The organism is Streptomyces sp. Isolate_45 (assembly GCF_024721315.2).
Taxonomy (GTDB): Bacteria; Actinomycetota; Actinomycetes; order Streptomycetales; family Streptomycetaceae; genus Streptomyces.
In genome coordinates, this window is record NZ_JANFAK020000038.1 from 28,529 (window position 1) to 44,267 (window position 15,739).

Below are 15,739 nucleotides of genomic sequence, written 5' to 3' on the forward strand. Positions count from 1 at the left end.
AACCCTCACCGCACCGTCCGCGACGGTTCCGTCCCTTCCGGAGCGGTGGTGCTGAGGAAGAGGGCGAACACCGGCGGCTGGGTCTGGAGCAGTTCCAGCCGGCCGCCGTCCGCTTCGGCGAGGTCCCGGGCGACGGCCAGGCCGATGCCCGTGGAGTTGCGGCCGCTGATGGCCCGCTCGAAGATCCGGTTGCCGAGGTCCGGCGGAACGCCGGGGCCCTCGTCGGTGACCTCCAGTACGGTCTGGTTGCCCGTGACCCTGGTGCGCAGCGCGACCGTGCCGCCCCCGTGCATCAGCGCGTTCTCGACGAGGGTCGCCAGGACCTGGGAGACCGCCCCGGGCGTGCCCACGGCGCGCATGCCCGTCCTCCCGGAGCGCACGATGGCCCGTCCGGCGCTGCGGTAGGCCGGCCGCCACTCCTCCACCTGCTGTTTGACGACCTCGTCCAGGTCGAAGGGGACCGCGGAGCCGGTCCGCGGGTCCCGCGAGTTCGTGAGCAGCCGCTGGACGACGTCCGTGAGTCGCTCCACCTGGGTGAGGGCGATCGTCGCCTCCTCCCGTACGGTCTCCAGGTCGTCGGTGACCGTGATCTCCTCCAGCCGCATCGACAGGGCCGTCAGCGGGGTGCGCAGCTGGTGGGAGGCGTCGGCGGCGAGGCGCCGTTCGGCCGTGAGCATCCGTCCGATCCGCTCGGCGCTGGCGTCCAGCACGTCCGCGACCCGGTCCAGCTCGGGGACTCCGTACCGCTTGTGGCGGGGGCGCGGGTCGCCCGATCCCAGGCGCTCGGCGGTCTCGGCGAGGTCGGTGAGCGGGGAGGCCAGTCGGTTGGCCTGGCGTACGGCGAGCAGGACGGCCGCCACGACGGCCAGCAGGGCCACCGCGCCGACCACGGCCAGGGTCCGTCCGACCTCCCTGGTGACCGTGGAGCGGGTCTCCTCCACCAGGACGGTCTCGCCCTGCTCACCGCGCGCGGTGCCCCGGATGACGCTGCCCTCGATGCGGTGGCCGACCTCGACGACCTGCTGTCCGGGGACGGTGATGCGGGCGTACGTGCCGAGGTCCAGCTGCTCGGCGAGCGCGGCGGCGTCGACGGGTTTGCGTTCCAGGGCGTCCGCCTCGACGATGCCCAGCAGCCGCAGGGCCTCGGACCCGATGCGGTCCTGGGCACTGCTGGTGATGGTCCGGGTCTCCACGATGACCAGGGAGACCCCGAACACGGCGATCACGACGAGCACCACGGCGAGCGTGGAGTTGATCAGGCGGCGGCGCATGCCTTAGAGGATGCCCCAGGGCCCGGCGTCGAACTCCCGTCGTCGCCCGGAGGGCGGCCTCAGCTCTTCTCGAAGCGGAAGCCGACGCCTCGGACGGTGGCGATGTAGCGGGGGTTGGCCGCGTCGTCGCCGAGCTTCTTGCGGAGCCAGGAGATGTGCATGTCGAGGGTCTTGGTGGAGGACCACCAGGTGGTGTCCCAGACCTCGCGCATCAGCTGGTCGCGGGTGACGACCCGGCCGGCGTCACGGACGAGGACGCGCAGGAGGTCGAACTCCTTGGCGGTGAGCTGGAGCTCCTCCTCCCCCATCCAGGCGCGGTGCGACTCGACGTCGATCCGCACGCCGTGGGTGGCGGGGGGCTGGACGGTCTCGGCGGCGCCGCGCCGCAGCAGGGCCCGGACGCGGGCGAGCAGTTCGGCGAGCCGGAAGGGCTTGGTCACGTAGTCGTCGGCGCCGGCGTCGAGGCCGACGACCGTGTCGACCTCGTCGGCCCGGGCGGTCAGGACCAGGATCGGGAAGCCGTGGCCTTCGGCGCGCAGCCGGCGGGCGACCTCCAGGCCGTCCATTCCGGGCAGACCCAGGTCCAGGACGACGAGGTCGATACCGCCCTGGAGTCCGGCGTCCAGGGCGGTGGGGCCGTCCTCCCGGACCTCGACCTCGTACCCCTCCCGGCGCAGGGCGCGGGCCAGGGGTTCCGAGATGGATGCGTCGTCCTCGGCGAGCAGTACACGCGTCATGTGGGTGATGTTAGTCCGCGGCGGGTCAAAGGAGAGGCCCTCCTGCGGGCCCCTCGCTATCTGTGCTTGCGTACGGCCCGGCACCTTCGAATATGGTCGATCGGTTCCCTCGGAACCTGTGATCCATATCTCAAGTCCTTCCATATGCCGCAGTGTCGTGTCGTATGGTGGCGAGACGCCTCATGCACTACTCCGGGGATCCTTGTGCCGAAAAGCGAGCCAAGGACCTCAAATTCTGCTCTGGTCGGATTGCTCCGACCCAGATGACAGTGAATGACCTGTGGGCCGGGCCCTGCGCGCGAAGGTGCGCGCCGGGCGTGGATCCCGGTTACGGCTGACCCCTCGACTCCGGCATCCCGGAGGGCGAGACCCCCGGGCGTGGGGTGGGACATCCGTCGCCGGTGCCGGCCACCCCCCACCGGGCGCAGTTCGGCTCACGAAGCCGAGCGTCCCGAGCAAGCAAGGATCGACCATGGCTTCCAGCCTGACGACGGCTTCTCCGAGCCCAGCTCACGAGAAGACCCTCTTCGGCCACCCGATCGGCCTGGCCACGCTGTTCATGACCGAGATGTGGGAGCGCTTCTCCTACTACGGCATGCGTGCGCTTCTCGTTCTGTACTTGGTCTCCGGCGGTGTGGACGCCGCGACCGGGAGCCAGGGCGGCGGGCTCGGCTTCACAGCTGCGACGGCCACGGCGATCTACTCCGTGTACGTGGCCATGGTCTACCTCATGGCCATGCCGGGCGGCTGGTTCGGCGACCGGGTCTGGGGCGCCCGCAAGACGGTCGCCATCGCCAGCTTCGTGATCATGGCGGGCCACGTGGCGCTCGCCGTGCCCGGGCAGCTGGCGTTCTTCGTCGGCCTGTTGCTGGTCGCGGTCGGTTCCGGTCTGCTGAAGGCCAACATCTCCACGATGGTCGGCCACCTGTACAAGGACGCGGACGACTCGCGCCGTGACAGTGGCTTCACGATCTTCTACATCGGCATCAACGTGGGTGCCTTCGCGGCGCCGATCGCCATCGGCACCATCGGCGAGACCATCAACTGGCACCTCGGCTTCTTCCTCGCCGCTGTCGGCATGGGCGTCGGCCTGGTCATCTTCCTGCTTGCCGGCAGCACCTTGAGCCCGAAGAGCAGCATCGTCCCGAACCCGCTGACCCCGGCCGAGCGCAAGGCCGTGAGCGTCAAGGCCCTCGCGGTCCTGGCCGTCGTCGCCGTCTTCTATGCCGCCGTGGTCTCGGCGGACATGTTCACCATCAAGTGGGCGCTGTACCCGATAACGATCGCCGGCCTGATCATCCCGGTCGCGGTCCTCGTGCGCATCAAGCGGGACAAGGACCTGTCCGCCGGTGAGCAGACCCGGATGAGTGCCTACATCTGGTTCTTCGTGGCCGCCGCCGTCTTCTGGATGATCTACGACCAGGGCGGTTCGACCCTCTCGCTCTTCGGTGACAAGAGCTCCGAGCGCAGCCTGTTCGGCTGGGAGGTTCCGACCGTCCTCTTCCAGTCGCTGAACCCGCTCTTCGTGGTGGCCCTGGCCCCGATCTTCGCCGCCGCGTGGGTGGCCCTGGCCCGCCGGAAGCGTGAGCCCAGCACCATCGTGAAGTTCTCGGTGGCCCTGGTCATCGTCGGAGCCTCGTTCTTCGTCTTCGCCGTGCCGCTGAGCCAGGTCGCCGGTAACGACACCAAGGTCACCATGTGGTGGCTGGTGCTGATCTTCCTGATGCACACGATCGCCGAGCTGTTCCTTTCCCCCGTCGGCCTGTCGGTCACGACGAAGATGGCGCCGCAGAAGTACGCGTCCCAGATGATGGGCGTCTGGTTCCTGGCCGTCACCGCCGGTGACTGCATCACCGGTCTGCTCAGCCTGGCCGATGTGAAGCTGAACGGCGTCGGGGTGATCCTCTTCCAGGCGGCCGCCGCCGTGCTCGCCGGTGTCGCGATCTACATGTACCGCAAGAAGGTCAACGCGCTGATGGGCGACGTGAACTGAGGCGTCCCCGCCCCGTAGGACCAACGGCCCGGCACACCGGAAGGTGTGCCGGGCCGTTGCGCTGTGCCGGGGGGGGCTACCTCGTGCCGCGCAGGCGGCGCCACGGGGTGAAGGCGAACACGGCGCCGCCGAGGAGGATCACCGTGCCGGCGACCAGGGCGAGGGCCTTGATGCCGCCCTCGTCCTCCGCGCCGGTCTCGGCGAGCCCGCCCGAGGCGGCGGACGAACCGCCGGTGGTGGCTCCGGTGGTGCCGGCCGTGGTGGAGCCGCTGCCGCCCGGCTGGGCGGCGGTGTCCAGCTCCAGCGAGACGCCGCTGCTGGTCGCCTTGCAGGGCACGTTGATCGGGGTGGATCCCGGGGCCATCGTGACGTCGATCGTCAGCTGGTCGGGGCTCAGCGTCACCTTGCCCGACTTCCCGGGCTTGTAGGTGCCGGTCATGTCGCTGAGGCTGACCGGGGCCTTGTCGGGGATGGGGTCGGCGTTGGCCGGGCCGGTGACCTTGACCGTGCCGGAGTCGGCGCCGCCCAGCTTGACGTTCATCGACGGCTTGAGCGCGCCGGCCGGCAGCGCCATGGGAGCGGCCATCGCCCCCTTGGCGGTCTTGACGGTGAGCTGGTAGTCGCCGCCGCTCTTCTTGGCGTTGATCGTCACCGGCGTCTTGATGCCGCCGGGGACGACCGGACCGCAGTCGAAGGCGACCTCGACGGCCTTGCCCGGGAAGTCGGTCTGTCCTCCCCCGCCGCCGGTGGTGGAGCCGGTCGTCGCGCCGCCGGTGGTCGCGCCGCCGGTGGTGGAGCCGGTGGTCGCGCCGCCGGTGGTCGCGCCCGTGGTCGCGCCGCCCGTCGTGGAACCGGTCGTCGCGCCGCCGGTCGTCGCGCCGCCCGTGGAGCCCTCGGAGACGTCGATGGTGGCGCCCCCCGAGACGGTGCCCACCGGGGCGCACTTGGTGACGAAGGTGCCGAAGGGGAAGGAGACGGCGACCTCGTACCGGCCCGGTGTCAGCGTGACCTTGCCCGCCTTGGTCAGCTTCAGCTTGCCCTTCATCGTCGACATGACCATGGGGGCCTTCTTCGGGATCTCCGGGTTCTTCTTCTCCCCGACGACCTTCAGCTCGCCCCCCGCGCCGCCCACCGTGAACCAGCCGGTGGGCACGACTGAGTCCTTCGGGATCACCATGAGGTCGGTGTTGTTGGAGGCGGGTTTGACGGTCTCCCACGACACGTCGACCTCGTCGCCCACCTTGGCCGTGGCCGGGGCCGTGATCTTGACGGTGCTCTCGCCCTCCACCGGGTCGCCGCCGCCCGCGGGCGGTACGCACTTGACCTTGTAGGTGGCATCGGCGGCCTGGGCGGGGGAAGCCGCCATGGCGATGCCCGCGCCGCCGAGCAGCAGCGCGACCAGGGCCGCGCTCGCCCTCCGTTGGGTGTTCACGAATGTCCCTTCGTTGTCGGACTTTGATCGGACGGTGCGGATGTCTGCGGTTGCTCCGCCGGCGCGTCCCGCGCCGGCACCTGCTCCTCGGGGGTGAACCACGGCAGGACCGCCGTGGGGGTCTGGGGGGCGGCCGGCGCGGAGCCCCGCGCGGCGGGGATCCTCGGCAGCCGGGCGGTCACCGCGGTGGCCGCGTCGAGGGCCTTCGCGCCGCGGTGGCGGCCGCCGCCGGGCGTCGTGGCGGGCGGTCGGAGCCGGTCGACGACGGCCATGCCGACCCGGAACAGCGCGGTCGGGACCACCACCAGGAGCAGGCCCCAGAACAGCAGCACCCCGTACGGGCGGTCCACGCCCCACGGCTGGGTGGCGAGCACCGTGTCCCCGTACTTGAGGGAGACGGTGTGGTCGCCGTGGGCCCCGGCGGGCAGGGCCACGTCGAGGCCGATCTCGGCCTTGCCACCGGGCGCGATGGTGCCCTTCCACCGGGCTTCCTCCCAGGTCGGGGCGAACACCCCGCGGGAGGTTCCGAGTTGGAACACGGGGTCCTTGACGGGGGCCGAGCCCAGGTTCCCGACGGTGACGGTGAACCGCCGGCCGGGCGGGGCGCCGAACCAGGTCAGCACCCCGTCCTCGCCCTGGAGCCGGACTCCGGTGAGGATCGCGAGCCGGGCCGTCCCGGACTCGGCGGGCAGGGGGGCGCTCTCGTGGTCGGTGATCCTCAGCGGGAGCGCGACGGTGGACCGGTCCCCGTTGACGGAGGCCACGTTGACCACGCAGGGGCAGGGCTTGGGCGGTGCGACGACCTGGAGCCGGGCGGTGAAGCCCCCGTCGGCGGCGACCGCGACGGCGGCCCCGTCGGCGTTGGCGCAGCTGTTGGTGCCGCCGATCATGTTCTGGCCGCAGACCAGCAGCATGACCATGGTCCTGGCCCGCCAGCCGGTGCCGGTGACGGTGATCTCGGTGCCCTTGGCCGCCTCCTGGAGGGAGAGCGCCGCCGCGGCCTTGCCCTCGTCGGCGACGGCGGGCGCCGCCGCGGGGAGCAGGGCCAGGGCGAGGGCCGCCAGGACCGCCGCGAGGAGGGGTCGGGCCTTCGCGCCCGCGGTGCGGCTCACCTGGATGCTCCCGTCAGCTCGTGGTGCGGTGACCGGCCCGGTGCTGCGGCGGCGGGTTCCGGGGGCGGCGGATCGGCCGGGCCGCCGCGGGTGCGGCGTACGAGGAACAGCGCGGCCGCCGCCGTGGCGCCGAGCAGGAGCAGGCCGCCGCCGGTGAGGGCGGCGATGTCCCACGGCACGAACCAGGCGGTGGCGGTGGCGGTGGCCGGGACGGCGCCGGGCGCGGTGACCGTGACGGTGAGGGAGACCCGGTCGAGGACCGGTGCGCCGGGCCACGGTTCGGTCAGCTCGACCCGCCGGCCGGGCAGCAGCTCCACCGGCAGGGCGCGCGCGGCGCGGCCGGGGACCTCGCCGAAGCCGCCGTCGGCGCGGATCGCGAGCTCGGGGGCGAGGGCGACGTTGCCCCGGTTGACCAGGGTGTACGCGACGACGGTGGTCGCGCCCTCGCCGCGCACGGCGACGTCCTCGACGGTGAGGGCCGCCACCGTCGGGCCGCCGACCCGCAGATGGACCCGTACGCCCGCCTCGCGGCCGTCCCCGGTGGCGATGACGGCGGCCGGGTGGTCGCCGGGGGACGAGCCGGGCGGCACGGTGACGGTGAACGGGACCACCGCGCGGGTGCGGGGCGGGATCCGCACCGTGGCGGAGCCGCCGAAGCTGATCCAGGACCCGGCGTCGGTCGACTCCCGGGCCGGGCGCACGGCGAGGGCGCCGTCCGCCGTGTTGTCGGCGTCGGCCCCGCGCAGGGTGACGGTGCGCTCCCGGTCGGAGGTGTTGGCCAGCGCGAGGCGGTCCTCCAGCACGGCTCCGGGGGCGCCCGCGAGGTAGAAGTAGGGGCGGGCGGCGCCGGCCCGGCCGGACGCCGGTTCGACGGTCCAACCGGGCTCGTCGGCGGCGGCCGGGGCGCCGCACAGGAGCGCGGCGGCGGCGAGGAGCGCGGCGCCGATCCGCGCGAGGATGCCGGGCCGTCGCACGGCGCCGAGCCGCGCGAGGACGCCGGACCGCCCGACGGCGTCGAGCCGCCGGAGGGTGCCGGTCCGTGGGGGGACGGGGAGCACGGGCATGGCCGGGGCTGCTCCGTTCAGGGCCGGGTCCGCTGGGCCTGCCGGCCGCGTCGGGTCAGCCAGAGCACGCCGGCGGCGCCCGAGAGCACGACGGTGGCGCCGAGGGTGCCGAGCGCGATGGCGGACTCGGCGGGGCCGGTCTGCGGGAGGGTGCTCGGGGCGGAGCTCTGCCCGTTGCCGGGCTGCGGGGCGGGGTCCTTGGCGCCGCCTGCCGCCGTGACCTCCAGTTCGAGGGACGGCTTGGGGCTGTTGCCGGGGGTGCAGGTGGTGGTGGTCCCCATGGCCTTGATGGTGAGGACCCCGGCGGTGAAGGTGACCTTGCCGCTCTTCTTCGGGGTGTAGGTGCCCGAGAGGTCGGTGATCTTGATCGGGGTGTTGGCGGGCACGGCCTCGGAGTTGGGCGCGCCGGAGACGGGCACCGAGACCTTCTCCGCCCCGTCGGCCAGGATGGCCGCGCTGGGGCTCATGGCGCCCTTGCCCAGCTCGATGGGGCTGGAGGAGACGCCCTTCTGGAAGGACATCGTCAGCTTGTAGCCGTCGCCCTCCTTGACGGCCTTGATGTCGATGGGCGAGACCGCCGACTTGTCCCCGATCGGGGTCTGGCAGTTGTACTCGACGTCGATCACGTCGGCGTGGGCCGCGGGGGCGGCGAGCAGGACCGCCGATGCGGCCGCCGCGGAGGCCAGCGCGAGCGCGGTGGAACGTTTCCGGTCGGACACCTTCGTCTTCCCCTCGGCCACAAGTTACTGACGACACATCAGATTGGTGGCTCAAGGTACGCCCGGGGCCTTACGGAGGGAAGACACGGGACGGCCCGGATCGGGGCCCTTTCGGCCGTACTGTTTCCGGCCGTTCGGGGTGCCGTGACGGCCTGGTCGGAGCGCCGTCGCGGCCCGGTCGGGGGGCGGGACGGCCCGGCCGGCGGGCGGTGACGGCCCGGTCGGGGGCCGTCCGAAGCCCCGTCCGGGCCGTCGCGAGCGGGGCGTCGGCGCGCGCCTCAGGCCGCGCGGACCCCGCGCTGCCACACCGCGGAGACGAGCGGGACGCCCGGGCGGTAGGCGAGGTGGACGTGGCTGGGGGCGTCGAGGAGGGCCAGGTCGGCGCGGGCGCCGGGGGTGAGCGTGCCGATGTCGCCCCGGCGCAGGGCGCGGGCGCCGCCGGCGGTGGCCGACCACAGGGCCTCGTCGGGGGTCATGCCCATGTCCCGTACGGCGAGGGCGATGCAGAACGGCATGGAGCTGGTGTAGGAGGAGCCGGGGTTGCAGTCCGTGGACAGGGCGACGGTGGCACCCGCGTCCAGCAGCCGCCGGGCGTCGGGCCACTGCGCGCGGGTGGAGAACTCGGCGCCGGGCAGCAGCGTGGCCACCGTGGTCGCGGCCGCCTGGGCGAGGGCGTCGACGTCCGCGTCGGTGAGGTGGGTGCAGTGGTCGGCGGAGGCCGCTTCGAGTTCCACGGCGAGCTGGACCCCGGGTCCGTGGGAGAGCTGGTTGGCGTGGATGCGCGGGATCAGCCCGGCGGCGGCGCCCGCGGTGAGGATGGCGCGGGCCTGGTCGCCGTCGAAGGCGCCCTTCTCGCAGAAGACGTCCACCCAGCGGGCGTACGGGGCGCAGGCCTCCAGCATCTCGCCGGTGACGAGGTCGACGTAGGCCGCCGGGTCGTCGGCGTAGTCGGGGGAGACGATGTGCGCGCCGAGGTAGGTGACCTCCTCGGTGTGCGCGGCGGCGATGCGCAGGGCGCGGGCCTCGTCGGCGACGGTCAGGCCGTAGCCGGACTTGGTCTCGAAGGTGGTGGTGCCCTGGCGGCGCGCCTCGTGGAGGTGGCGCAGCAGGTTGACCTCCAGCGCGGCGTCGGTGGCGGCGCGGGTCGCGGCGACGGTGGTGCGGATGCCACCGGCGGAGTACGGGCGGCCGGACATGCGGGCGTTGAACTCGGCGGTGCGGTCGCCGGCGAAGACGAGGTGCGAGTGGGAGTCCACGAAGCCGGGGATGACGGCGCGGCCCGTCGCGTCGAACGCGGTGTCCGCGGCCGGGGCGTCGGTGGCGGGGCCGACCCAGGCGACGCGGTCGCCGTCGATGACGACGGCCGCGTTCTCGATCAGGCCGAGGGGGGAGCCGTCGCCCACGGAGGGGTCGTTGGTGACGAGGCTGCCGATGTTGGTGATGACGGTGGTGGTCATGGTTCCTCTCGGGGAGTGCCTTTCCCCACCCCGCCCTTTCGCCGTTTCCCGGGCTCCGCCCCGGACCCGCGCCTCAAGCGCCGGCTGGGCTGGATGGCGCGGAGCCCGGGCGGAGCCCCGTGGTGCCGGGAAGGGGGCGCGGGCGTGGCTGGACAGGAGTCGGGGCCGGGAAGGCGAGTCAGGCGCGGAGGGCCGCGATGGACTCGGACAGGGCGGACGGGACGTCCGGGACGAGGGTGTGGGCGCCGTCGCGGACGATGTGGCGGCCCGCGACCACGGTGTGCCGGACGTCCGACGCCGTCGCCGCGAACACCGCCGTCTCGGCGCCCAGGCGCGGCACCGCTCCGGCCGTCCGGACGGAGTCCAGGGCGATCGTGGTGAAGTCCGCGAGCGCGCCGGCCTCCAGGCGGCCGGCGTCGGGCAGGCCGAGGGCGGCGTGGCCGTCGGCGGTGGCAGCGGTCAGCAGGGCGTTGGCCGTCCAGTGGCCGCGGGTACGGCTGCGCAGGCGCTCGTTCAGCTCCATCGCGCGGGCCTCCTCCAGCAGGTCGATCACGGCGTGGCTGTCGCTGCCGAGCGACAGCGGGCTGCCCGCGTGCTGGAGGCGGGCGGCCGGGCCGATGCCGTCGGCGAGGTCCCGTTCGGTGGTGGGGCACATGCAGGTGCCGGTGCCGGTGCCGCCGAGCAGGGCGATGTCTGCGTCGGTGAGGTGCGTGTTGTGGACGCCGGTGGTGCGCGGCCCCAGGACGCCGTGGTCCGCGAGGAGCTGGGTCGGGGTGCGGCCGTGGGCGGCCCGGCAGGCGTCGTTCTCCGCGGTCTGCTCGGAGAGGTGGACGTGCAGGGGTGCCCGCCGTTCCTCGGCCCAGCGGGCGACGGTGGCCAGTTGGTCGGCGGGGACGGCGCGCACCGAGTGGATCGCGGCGCCGATGCGGGCGTGGCCGCCGCCCTTGAGGGCGGAGGCGCGTTCGGCCCAGGCGTCGGCGGTGCCGTCGGAGAAGCGCAGCTGGTGTGCCTCGGGTGCCTCGCCGAAGCCGGCCGACAGGTAGGCCGTGTCCAGGAGGGTGATGCGGATGCCCGCCGCGGCGGCCGCCTCGATGAGGGCCTCGCCCATGGCGTTGGGGTCGGCGTAGGGGGTGCCGCCGGGGGCGTGGTGGACGTAGTGGAACTCGCCGACGTTGGTGATGCCGGCCAGCGCCATCTCCGCGTACGCGGCGCGGGCGAGCGCGTAGTAGGTGTCCGGGGTGAGGTTCTGGGCGACCTTGTACATGAAGTCGCGCCAGGTCCAGAAGGTGCCGGAGCCGACTTGGACGGTGGAGCGCAGGGCCCGGTGGAAGGCGTGGGAGTGCGCGTTGGCCAGGCCCGGGATCGTCAGCCCGCGCAGTACCTCCGCCCCGGGGGGCGGGCTGTCGACGCCGGTGCGCAGGTCGGTGATCCGGCCGTCCGGACCGGTCGTCAGGATGACGCCGGGCTCGACGTGGGTGCCGAGCCAGGCGTGTTCCAGCCAGTACGTCGTGGGCGCGGTCACCTGCACGCCAGTCCTTCCAGTACGTCGGCGAGGGCGAGGACCCCGGCCTCGCAGTCGTCCTCGGCGGCGAACTCCTTCGGGGAGTGCGAGACGCCGGTGGGGTTGCGTACGAACAGCATCGCGGTCGGGACGGTCGCGGAGAGGATTCCGGCGTCGTGTCCCGCGCCGGTGCCGAGGACGGGGACCGCTCCGCCGAGGATCCGGTTCATCTCGTCGCGCAGGGCGTGCTCGAACTCGACGACCGGGGTGAAGGACTCGCGGACGACGGCGAGGTCGATGCCGTCCTGGTCGGCGCGTTCGCGGGCGGCCTTCTCGATGGCGTTGACGACCGTGTCGAGGGTGGTCTGGTCGGCGGCCCGGGAGTCGAGCCAGCCCCGGACGAGGGAGGGGATGGCGTTGACCCCGTTGGGTTCGACGGAGATCTTCCCGAAGGTGGCGACGGCGCCCGCGAGGGTCGCCTCCTGGCGGGCGGCCAGGACGGTCGCCGCGTAGGTGAGCATGGGGTCGCGGCGGTCGACCAGGCGGGTGGTGCCCGCGTGGTTGGCCTCGCCGTGGAAGTCGTACCGCCAGCGGCCGTGCGGCCAGATCGCGGAGGCGATGCCGACGCGGTCGCCGGAGAGGTCGAGGGCGCGGCCCTGTTCGACGTGGAGTTCGACGAAGGCGCCGATCCGGGCGAGGCGTTCGGGGTCGGCGCCGATCGTCCCCGGGTCGTAGCCGGCCTGTTCCATGGCCTGGGGCAGGCTGATGCCGTCCGCGTCGCGGAGTTCGTACGCCTTCTCCTTGGTCAGCTGTCCGGCGGCGAGCCGGGAGCCGACGCAGGCGAGGCCGAAGCGGGCGCCCTCCTCGTCACCGAAGTTGGTGATGGCCAGCGGCCGGGTGGGGCGTGCGCCGCGGGCGCGGAGCTCGTCGAGGGCGGCGAAGGAGGACACCACGCCGAGCGGGCCGTCGAAGGCCCCGCCGTCGGGGACGGAGTCCAGGTGGGAGCCGGTGACGACGGCGTCGCCCGCGAGGGGGTCGCCGAGCCAGGCCCACTGGTTGCCGTTGCGGTCGGTCTCGTACGTCAGGCCGCGCGCCTGGGCCTGCTCCTGGAACCAGGTGCGGCAGTCGGCGTCGGCGCCGGTCCAGGCGTAGCGGCGGTAGCCGCCGGAGTCCGGGTGGCGGCCGATGGGGGCGAGGTCGGCCCACATGGTGTGGAAACCGGCCCCCCCGGCCCCCGGGGTCTCGCCCCGGGGGCCGGGGAAGGAACCGTGGCTCACGCGGAATCGCCCTCCCGCATCGGGACGCGGACGTCGCGCTCGTCGGCGACGGTCTCGGCGATGTCGTAGCCCGCGTCGACGTGTCGGATGACGCCCATGCCGGGGTCGTTGGTCAGGACGCGGCGGATCTTCTCGCCGGCGAGCGGGGTGCCGTCGGCGACGGTGACCTGGCCGGCGTGGATCGAGCGGCCCATGCCGACGCCGCCGCCGTGGTGGATGGAGACCCAGGAGGCGCCGGAGGCGACGTTGACCATGGCGTTGAGCAGCGGCCAGTCGGCGATGGCGTCGGAGCCGTCGAGCATGGCCTCGGTCTCGCGGTACGGGGAGGCGACCGAGCCGCAGTCGAGGTGGTCGCGGCCGATGGCCAGGGGCGCGGCGAGGGTGCCGTCGGCGACCATCTCGTTGAAGCGCTCGCCGGCCTTGTCGCGCTCGCCGTAGCCGAGCCAGCAGATGCGCGCGGGCAGGCCCTGGAAGTGGACCCGCTCGCCCGCCATCTTGATCCAGCGGTGCAGGGACTCGTTCTCCGGGAACAGCTCCAGCATCGCCTTGTCGGTCTTGTGGATGTCCGAGGCCTCGCCGGACAGCGCGGCCCAGCGGAAGGGGCCCTTGCCCTCGCAGAACAGCGGGCGGATGTAGGCGGGGACGAAGCCGGGGAAGGCGAACGCGCGGTCGTAGCCGGCCAGCTGGGCCTCGCCGCGGATGGAGTTGCCGTAGTCGAAGACCTCGGCGCCCGCGTCCATGAAGCCGACCATCGCCTCGACGTGCTTGGCCATGGACTCACGGGCGCGGGTGGTGAAGCCCGCCGGGTCCTTGGCGGCCAGGTCGGCCATGTCGTCGAAGGCGACGCCGACGGGCAGGTAGGCGAGCGGGTCGTGGGCGCTCGTCTGGTCGGTGACGATGTCGATCGGCGCGCCCTCGGCGAGCAGCTGGGGAAGCAGCTCGGCGGCGTTGCCGAGGAGGCCGATGGACAGCGGCTTGCGGGCGTCGCGGGCCTCGACGGCCAGCTGGAGGGCGTGGCGCGGGTTGTCGGCCTTGACGTCGAGGTAGCGGTGCTCGATGCGGCGGTCGATGGCGCGGGGGTCGACGTCGACGCAGATCGCGACGCCGTCGTTCATCGTGACGGCGAGCGGCTGGGCGCCGCCCATGCCGCCGAGGCCGGCGGTCAGGGTGATGGTGCCGGCGAGGGTGCCGCCGAACTTCTTCGCCGCGACGGCGGCGAAGGTCTCGTAGGTGCCCTGGAGGATGCCCTGGGTGCCGATGTAGATCCACGATCCGGCGGTCATCTGGCCGTACATGGTCAGGCCGAGGTGCTCCAGGCGGCGGAACTCCTCCCAGTTGGCCCAGTCGCCGACCAGGTTGGAGTTGGCGAGCAGGACGCGCGGCGCCCATTCGTGCGTCTGCATGACGCCGACCGGGCGGCCGGACTGGACGAGCATCGTCTCGTCCTGCTTGAGGGTGCGCAGGGTGCGGACCATGGCGTCGTACGAGCGCCAGTCACGGGCGGCCTTGCCGGTGCCGCCGTAGACCACCAGCTTGTCCGGGTGCTCGGCGACCTCGGCGTCGAGGTTGTTCTGCAGCATCCGCAGGGCGGCCTCCTGCTGCCATCCCAGGGTGCTGAGCTCGGTGCCTCGCGCTGCCCGTACGGGGCGGGGTCCTGACATGGCGGGTGCCTCCTCCGATGTTGGTCAATCCATTCACATCCTCGCGTCATGAATAGATCCAGTCAACAGCTGCGGGCGGAGCCGCCCGGTGGTGGGATGGCGGACATGGCCGCCGAGACGCATCCCCCGACCCGCACGCCGCTCCCCGCGCACGACCCCGCCGCCCGCCGCGACCTGGCCGTACGGGCCGCCGTCGAGGAGGGCCTGATCGGCGGGGGCGAGGGCGCGGAGCCGCTGGTGTGCCTGCTCGACGCCGACGGGATCCGCGCCTCCGCCGCCGCGCTGACCGGCGCGTTCGCCGCCGCCGTGGCGCCCGGCACGCCCGTCCTGCACACCTTCGCGGCCAAGGCGACCCCGCTCGTCCCGGTCCTGCGGCTGCTCGCCGCCGAGGGGATCGGCTGCGAGGTGGCCGGTCCGGGCGAGCTGGCCCTGGCCCGGGCGGCGGGGCTGCCGGCGGACCGGATCGTCCTGGACTCCCCCGCCAAGACGGTGGCCGAGCTGCGGGAGGCGCTGGCCCTCGGGGTCGCGGTGAACGCCGACAACCGCCAGGAGCTGGAGCGGCTCGACGCCCTCGTACCGGCGGCCCCGACGGGGTCCGCGGTCGGCGTCCGGATCAACCCGCAGACCGGGGCGGGCCGCATCGACGCCCTGTCCACGGCGACCGCCACCTCCAAGTTCGGGGTGCCGCTGCGCGACCCGGGCGCGCGCGCATGGCTGGTACGGGCCTTCCTGGACCGGCCGTGGCTGACGCGGCTGCACGTCCACTCGGGTTCACAGGGGGTGCCACTGGAACGGATCGCCCAAGGCGTGCGGGAGCTGCACGCGCTCGCCGAGGAGATCAACGGGGCGGCCGGGCGCCGGCAGGTCGACACCCTCGACATCGGCGGCGGCCTGCCGGTCAACTTCGCCTCGGACGAGCCGACCCCGACCTACGGGCAGTACGTCGCGGCCCTGCGCGGGGCCGTGCCCGCCCTGTTCGACGGCTCGTACGGGCTGGTGACGGAGTTCGGCCGGTCCCTGCTCGCGAAGCACGGGCTCGTGCTGGCCCGCGTCGAGTACACGAAGACGACCGGGGGCCGGCCCGTCGCGCTGACCCACGCCGGCGTCCAACTGGCGACCCGGACCGTGTACGCGCCGGAGGTCTGGCCGCTGCGGATCCTCGCCCACGACGCCAAGGGCGCCCCGAAGGCGGGGCCCCTCGTCGCCCAGGACGTCGCGGGCCCCGCCTGCTTCGCGGGCGACCTGCTGGCCACCGCCCGGGAGCTGCCGGAGTTGGCGCCGGGCGACCTGATCGCCGTACCGGACACCGGCGCGTACTTCTTCACGGCCCACTACGGCTACAACAGCCTGCCCCGGCCGCCGGTGCACGGGTTCACGATCACGGCGGCGGGGGCGGTGCGCTTCACCCCGCTCCGCGCCGCGCAGTCCCTCGCGGACATCGTCGCGGAGGCGGGCGGCGGCCTGCGGGACGCCCTGCTGTAGGGGGCCGCGCGCCGGTACGGGGCCACTCGACGG

General features: G+C 73.5%; 12 protein-coding genes. 2 read left to right on the plus strand and 10 right to left on the minus strand.

The window, feature by feature from the left end; translation table 11 throughout:
• Nucleotides 1–5: 5 nt before the first annotated feature.
• Nucleotides 6–1,271, minus strand: coding sequence for an ATP-binding protein (locus tag NOD94_RS15125; protein ID WP_281206428.1), 1,266 nt, complete (start codon nt 1,269–1,271; stop codon nt 6–8).
• A gap of 59 nt (nt 1,272–1,330) precedes the next feature.
• The gene (locus NOD94_RS15130; protein WP_281206429.1) at nt 1,331–2,008 is read right to left on the minus strand and encodes a response regulator transcription factor; all 678 of its coding nucleotides are present in this window, start codon (nt 2,006–2,008) and stop codon (nt 1,331–1,333) included.
• A gap of 472 nt (nt 2,009–2,480) precedes the next feature.
• Here NOD94_RS15130 and NOD94_RS15135 point away from each other — a divergent pair, with 472 nt between their 5' ends.
• Nucleotides 2,481–4,001: an oligopeptide:H+ symporter gene (locus NOD94_RS15135; RefSeq protein WP_281206430.1), complete on the plus strand. Its 1,521-nt coding sequence runs from the start codon at nt 2,481–2,483 to the stop codon at nt 3,999–4,001.
• Nucleotides 4,002–4,077: 76 nt separating this feature from the next.
• Here the strand turns inward: NOD94_RS15135 and NOD94_RS15140 are convergent, their stop codons facing one another.
• The 8 genes from NOD94_RS15140 to hutU all read right to left on the minus strand — a co-directional run bounded on the left by NOD94_RS15140 (nt 4,078) and on the right by hutU (nt 14,224).
• Entirely contained in the window at nt 4,078–5,433 is a 1,356-nt protein-coding gene (locus tag NOD94_RS15140) for a hypothetical protein (protein WP_281206431.1), read from the minus strand.
• The gene (locus NOD94_RS15145) at nt 5,430–6,545 is read right to left on the minus strand and encodes a neocarzinostatin apoprotein domain-containing protein (protein WP_281206432.1); all 1,116 of its coding nucleotides are present in this window, start codon (nt 6,543–6,545) and stop codon (nt 5,430–5,432) included. The genes NOD94_RS15140 and NOD94_RS15145 overlap by 4 nt, the downstream gene beginning before the upstream one ends.
• On the minus strand, nt 6,542–7,609 hold the full coding sequence (locus tag NOD94_RS15150) for a hypothetical protein (RefSeq protein WP_281206433.1): 1,068 nt from the start codon (nt 7,607–7,609) through the stop codon (nt 6,542–6,544). The genes NOD94_RS15145 and NOD94_RS15150 overlap by 4 nt, the downstream gene beginning before the upstream one ends.
• Before the next feature lie 17 nt (nt 7,610–7,626).
• Entirely contained in the window at nt 7,627–8,328 is a 702-nt protein-coding gene (locus NOD94_RS15155; protein WP_281206434.1) for an LPXTG cell wall anchor domain-containing protein, read from the minus strand.
• 278 nt (nt 8,329–8,606) lie between these two features.
• Nucleotides 8,607–9,785 (minus strand): imidazolonepropionase, encoded by a 1,179-nt coding sequence (hutI, locus tag NOD94_RS15160; protein ID WP_281206435.1) that lies wholly within the window; start codon nt 9,783–9,785, stop codon nt 8,607–8,609.
• A 178-nt stretch (nt 9,786–9,963) separates the two neighbouring features.
• A complete protein-coding gene (locus tag NOD94_RS15165; RefSeq protein WP_281206436.1) occupies nt 9,964–11,307 on the minus strand; it encodes a formimidoylglutamate deiminase in 1,344 nt (447 codons plus the stop codon).
• Nucleotides 11,304–12,494 carry an allantoate amidohydrolase gene (locus NOD94_RS15170; RefSeq protein WP_281206452.1) on the minus strand — a complete coding sequence of 397 codons (1,191 nt, stop codon included), beginning with the start codon at nt 12,492–12,494 and terminating at the stop codon, nt 11,304–11,306. Before NOD94_RS15170 ends, NOD94_RS15165 begins: the two co-directional genes overlap by 4 nt.
• 65 nt (nt 12,495–12,559) lie before the next feature.
• Complete coding sequence (gene hutU / locus NOD94_RS15175) at nt 12,560–14,224, minus strand: urocanate hydratase (RefSeq protein ID WP_281206437.1); 1,665 nt, start codon at nt 14,222–14,224, stop codon at nt 12,560–12,562.
• 105 nt (nt 14,225–14,329) lie between these two features.
• Between hutU and NOD94_RS15180 the strand changes: the two genes are divergently transcribed.
• Complete coding sequence (locus NOD94_RS15180; RefSeq protein ID WP_281206453.1) at nt 14,330–15,706, plus strand: diaminopimelate decarboxylase; 1,377 nt, start codon at nt 14,330–14,332, stop codon at nt 15,704–15,706.
• Nucleotides 15,707–15,739: the final 33 nt, after the last annotated feature.

Excerpts from the sequence above, each read along its gene's own strand:
- NOD94_RS15150 (WP_281206433.1), bottom strand. The coding sequence starts at position 7,609 with ATGCCCGTGCTCCCCGTCCCCCCACGGACCGGCACCCTCCGGCGGCTC.
- NOD94_RS15135 (WP_281206430.1), top strand. The coding sequence starts at position 2,481 with ATGGCTTCCAGCCTGACGACGGCTTCTCCGAGCCCAGCTCACGAGAAG.
- hutU (WP_281206437.1), bottom strand. The coding sequence starts at position 14,224 with ATGTCAGGACCCCGCCCCGTACGGGCAGCGCGAGGCACCGAGCTCAGC.
- NOD94_RS15125 (WP_281206428.1), bottom strand. The coding sequence starts at position 1,271 with ATGCGCCGCCGCCTGATCAACTCCACGCTCGCCGTGGTGCTCGTCGTG.
- NOD94_RS15170 (WP_281206452.1), bottom strand. The coding sequence starts at position 12,494 with ATGTGGGCCGACCTCGCCCCCATCGGCCGCCACCCGGACTCCGGCGGC.
- hutI (WP_281206435.1), bottom strand. The coding sequence starts at position 9,785 with ATGACCACCACCGTCATCACCAACATCGGCAGCCTCGTCACCAACGAC.
- NOD94_RS15180 (WP_281206453.1), top strand. The coding sequence starts at position 14,330 with ATGGCCGCCGAGACGCATCCCCCGACCCGCACGCCGCTCCCCGCGCAC.
- NOD94_RS15130 (WP_281206429.1), bottom strand. The coding sequence starts at position 2,008 with ATGACGCGTGTACTGCTCGCCGAGGACGACGCATCCATCTCGGAACCC.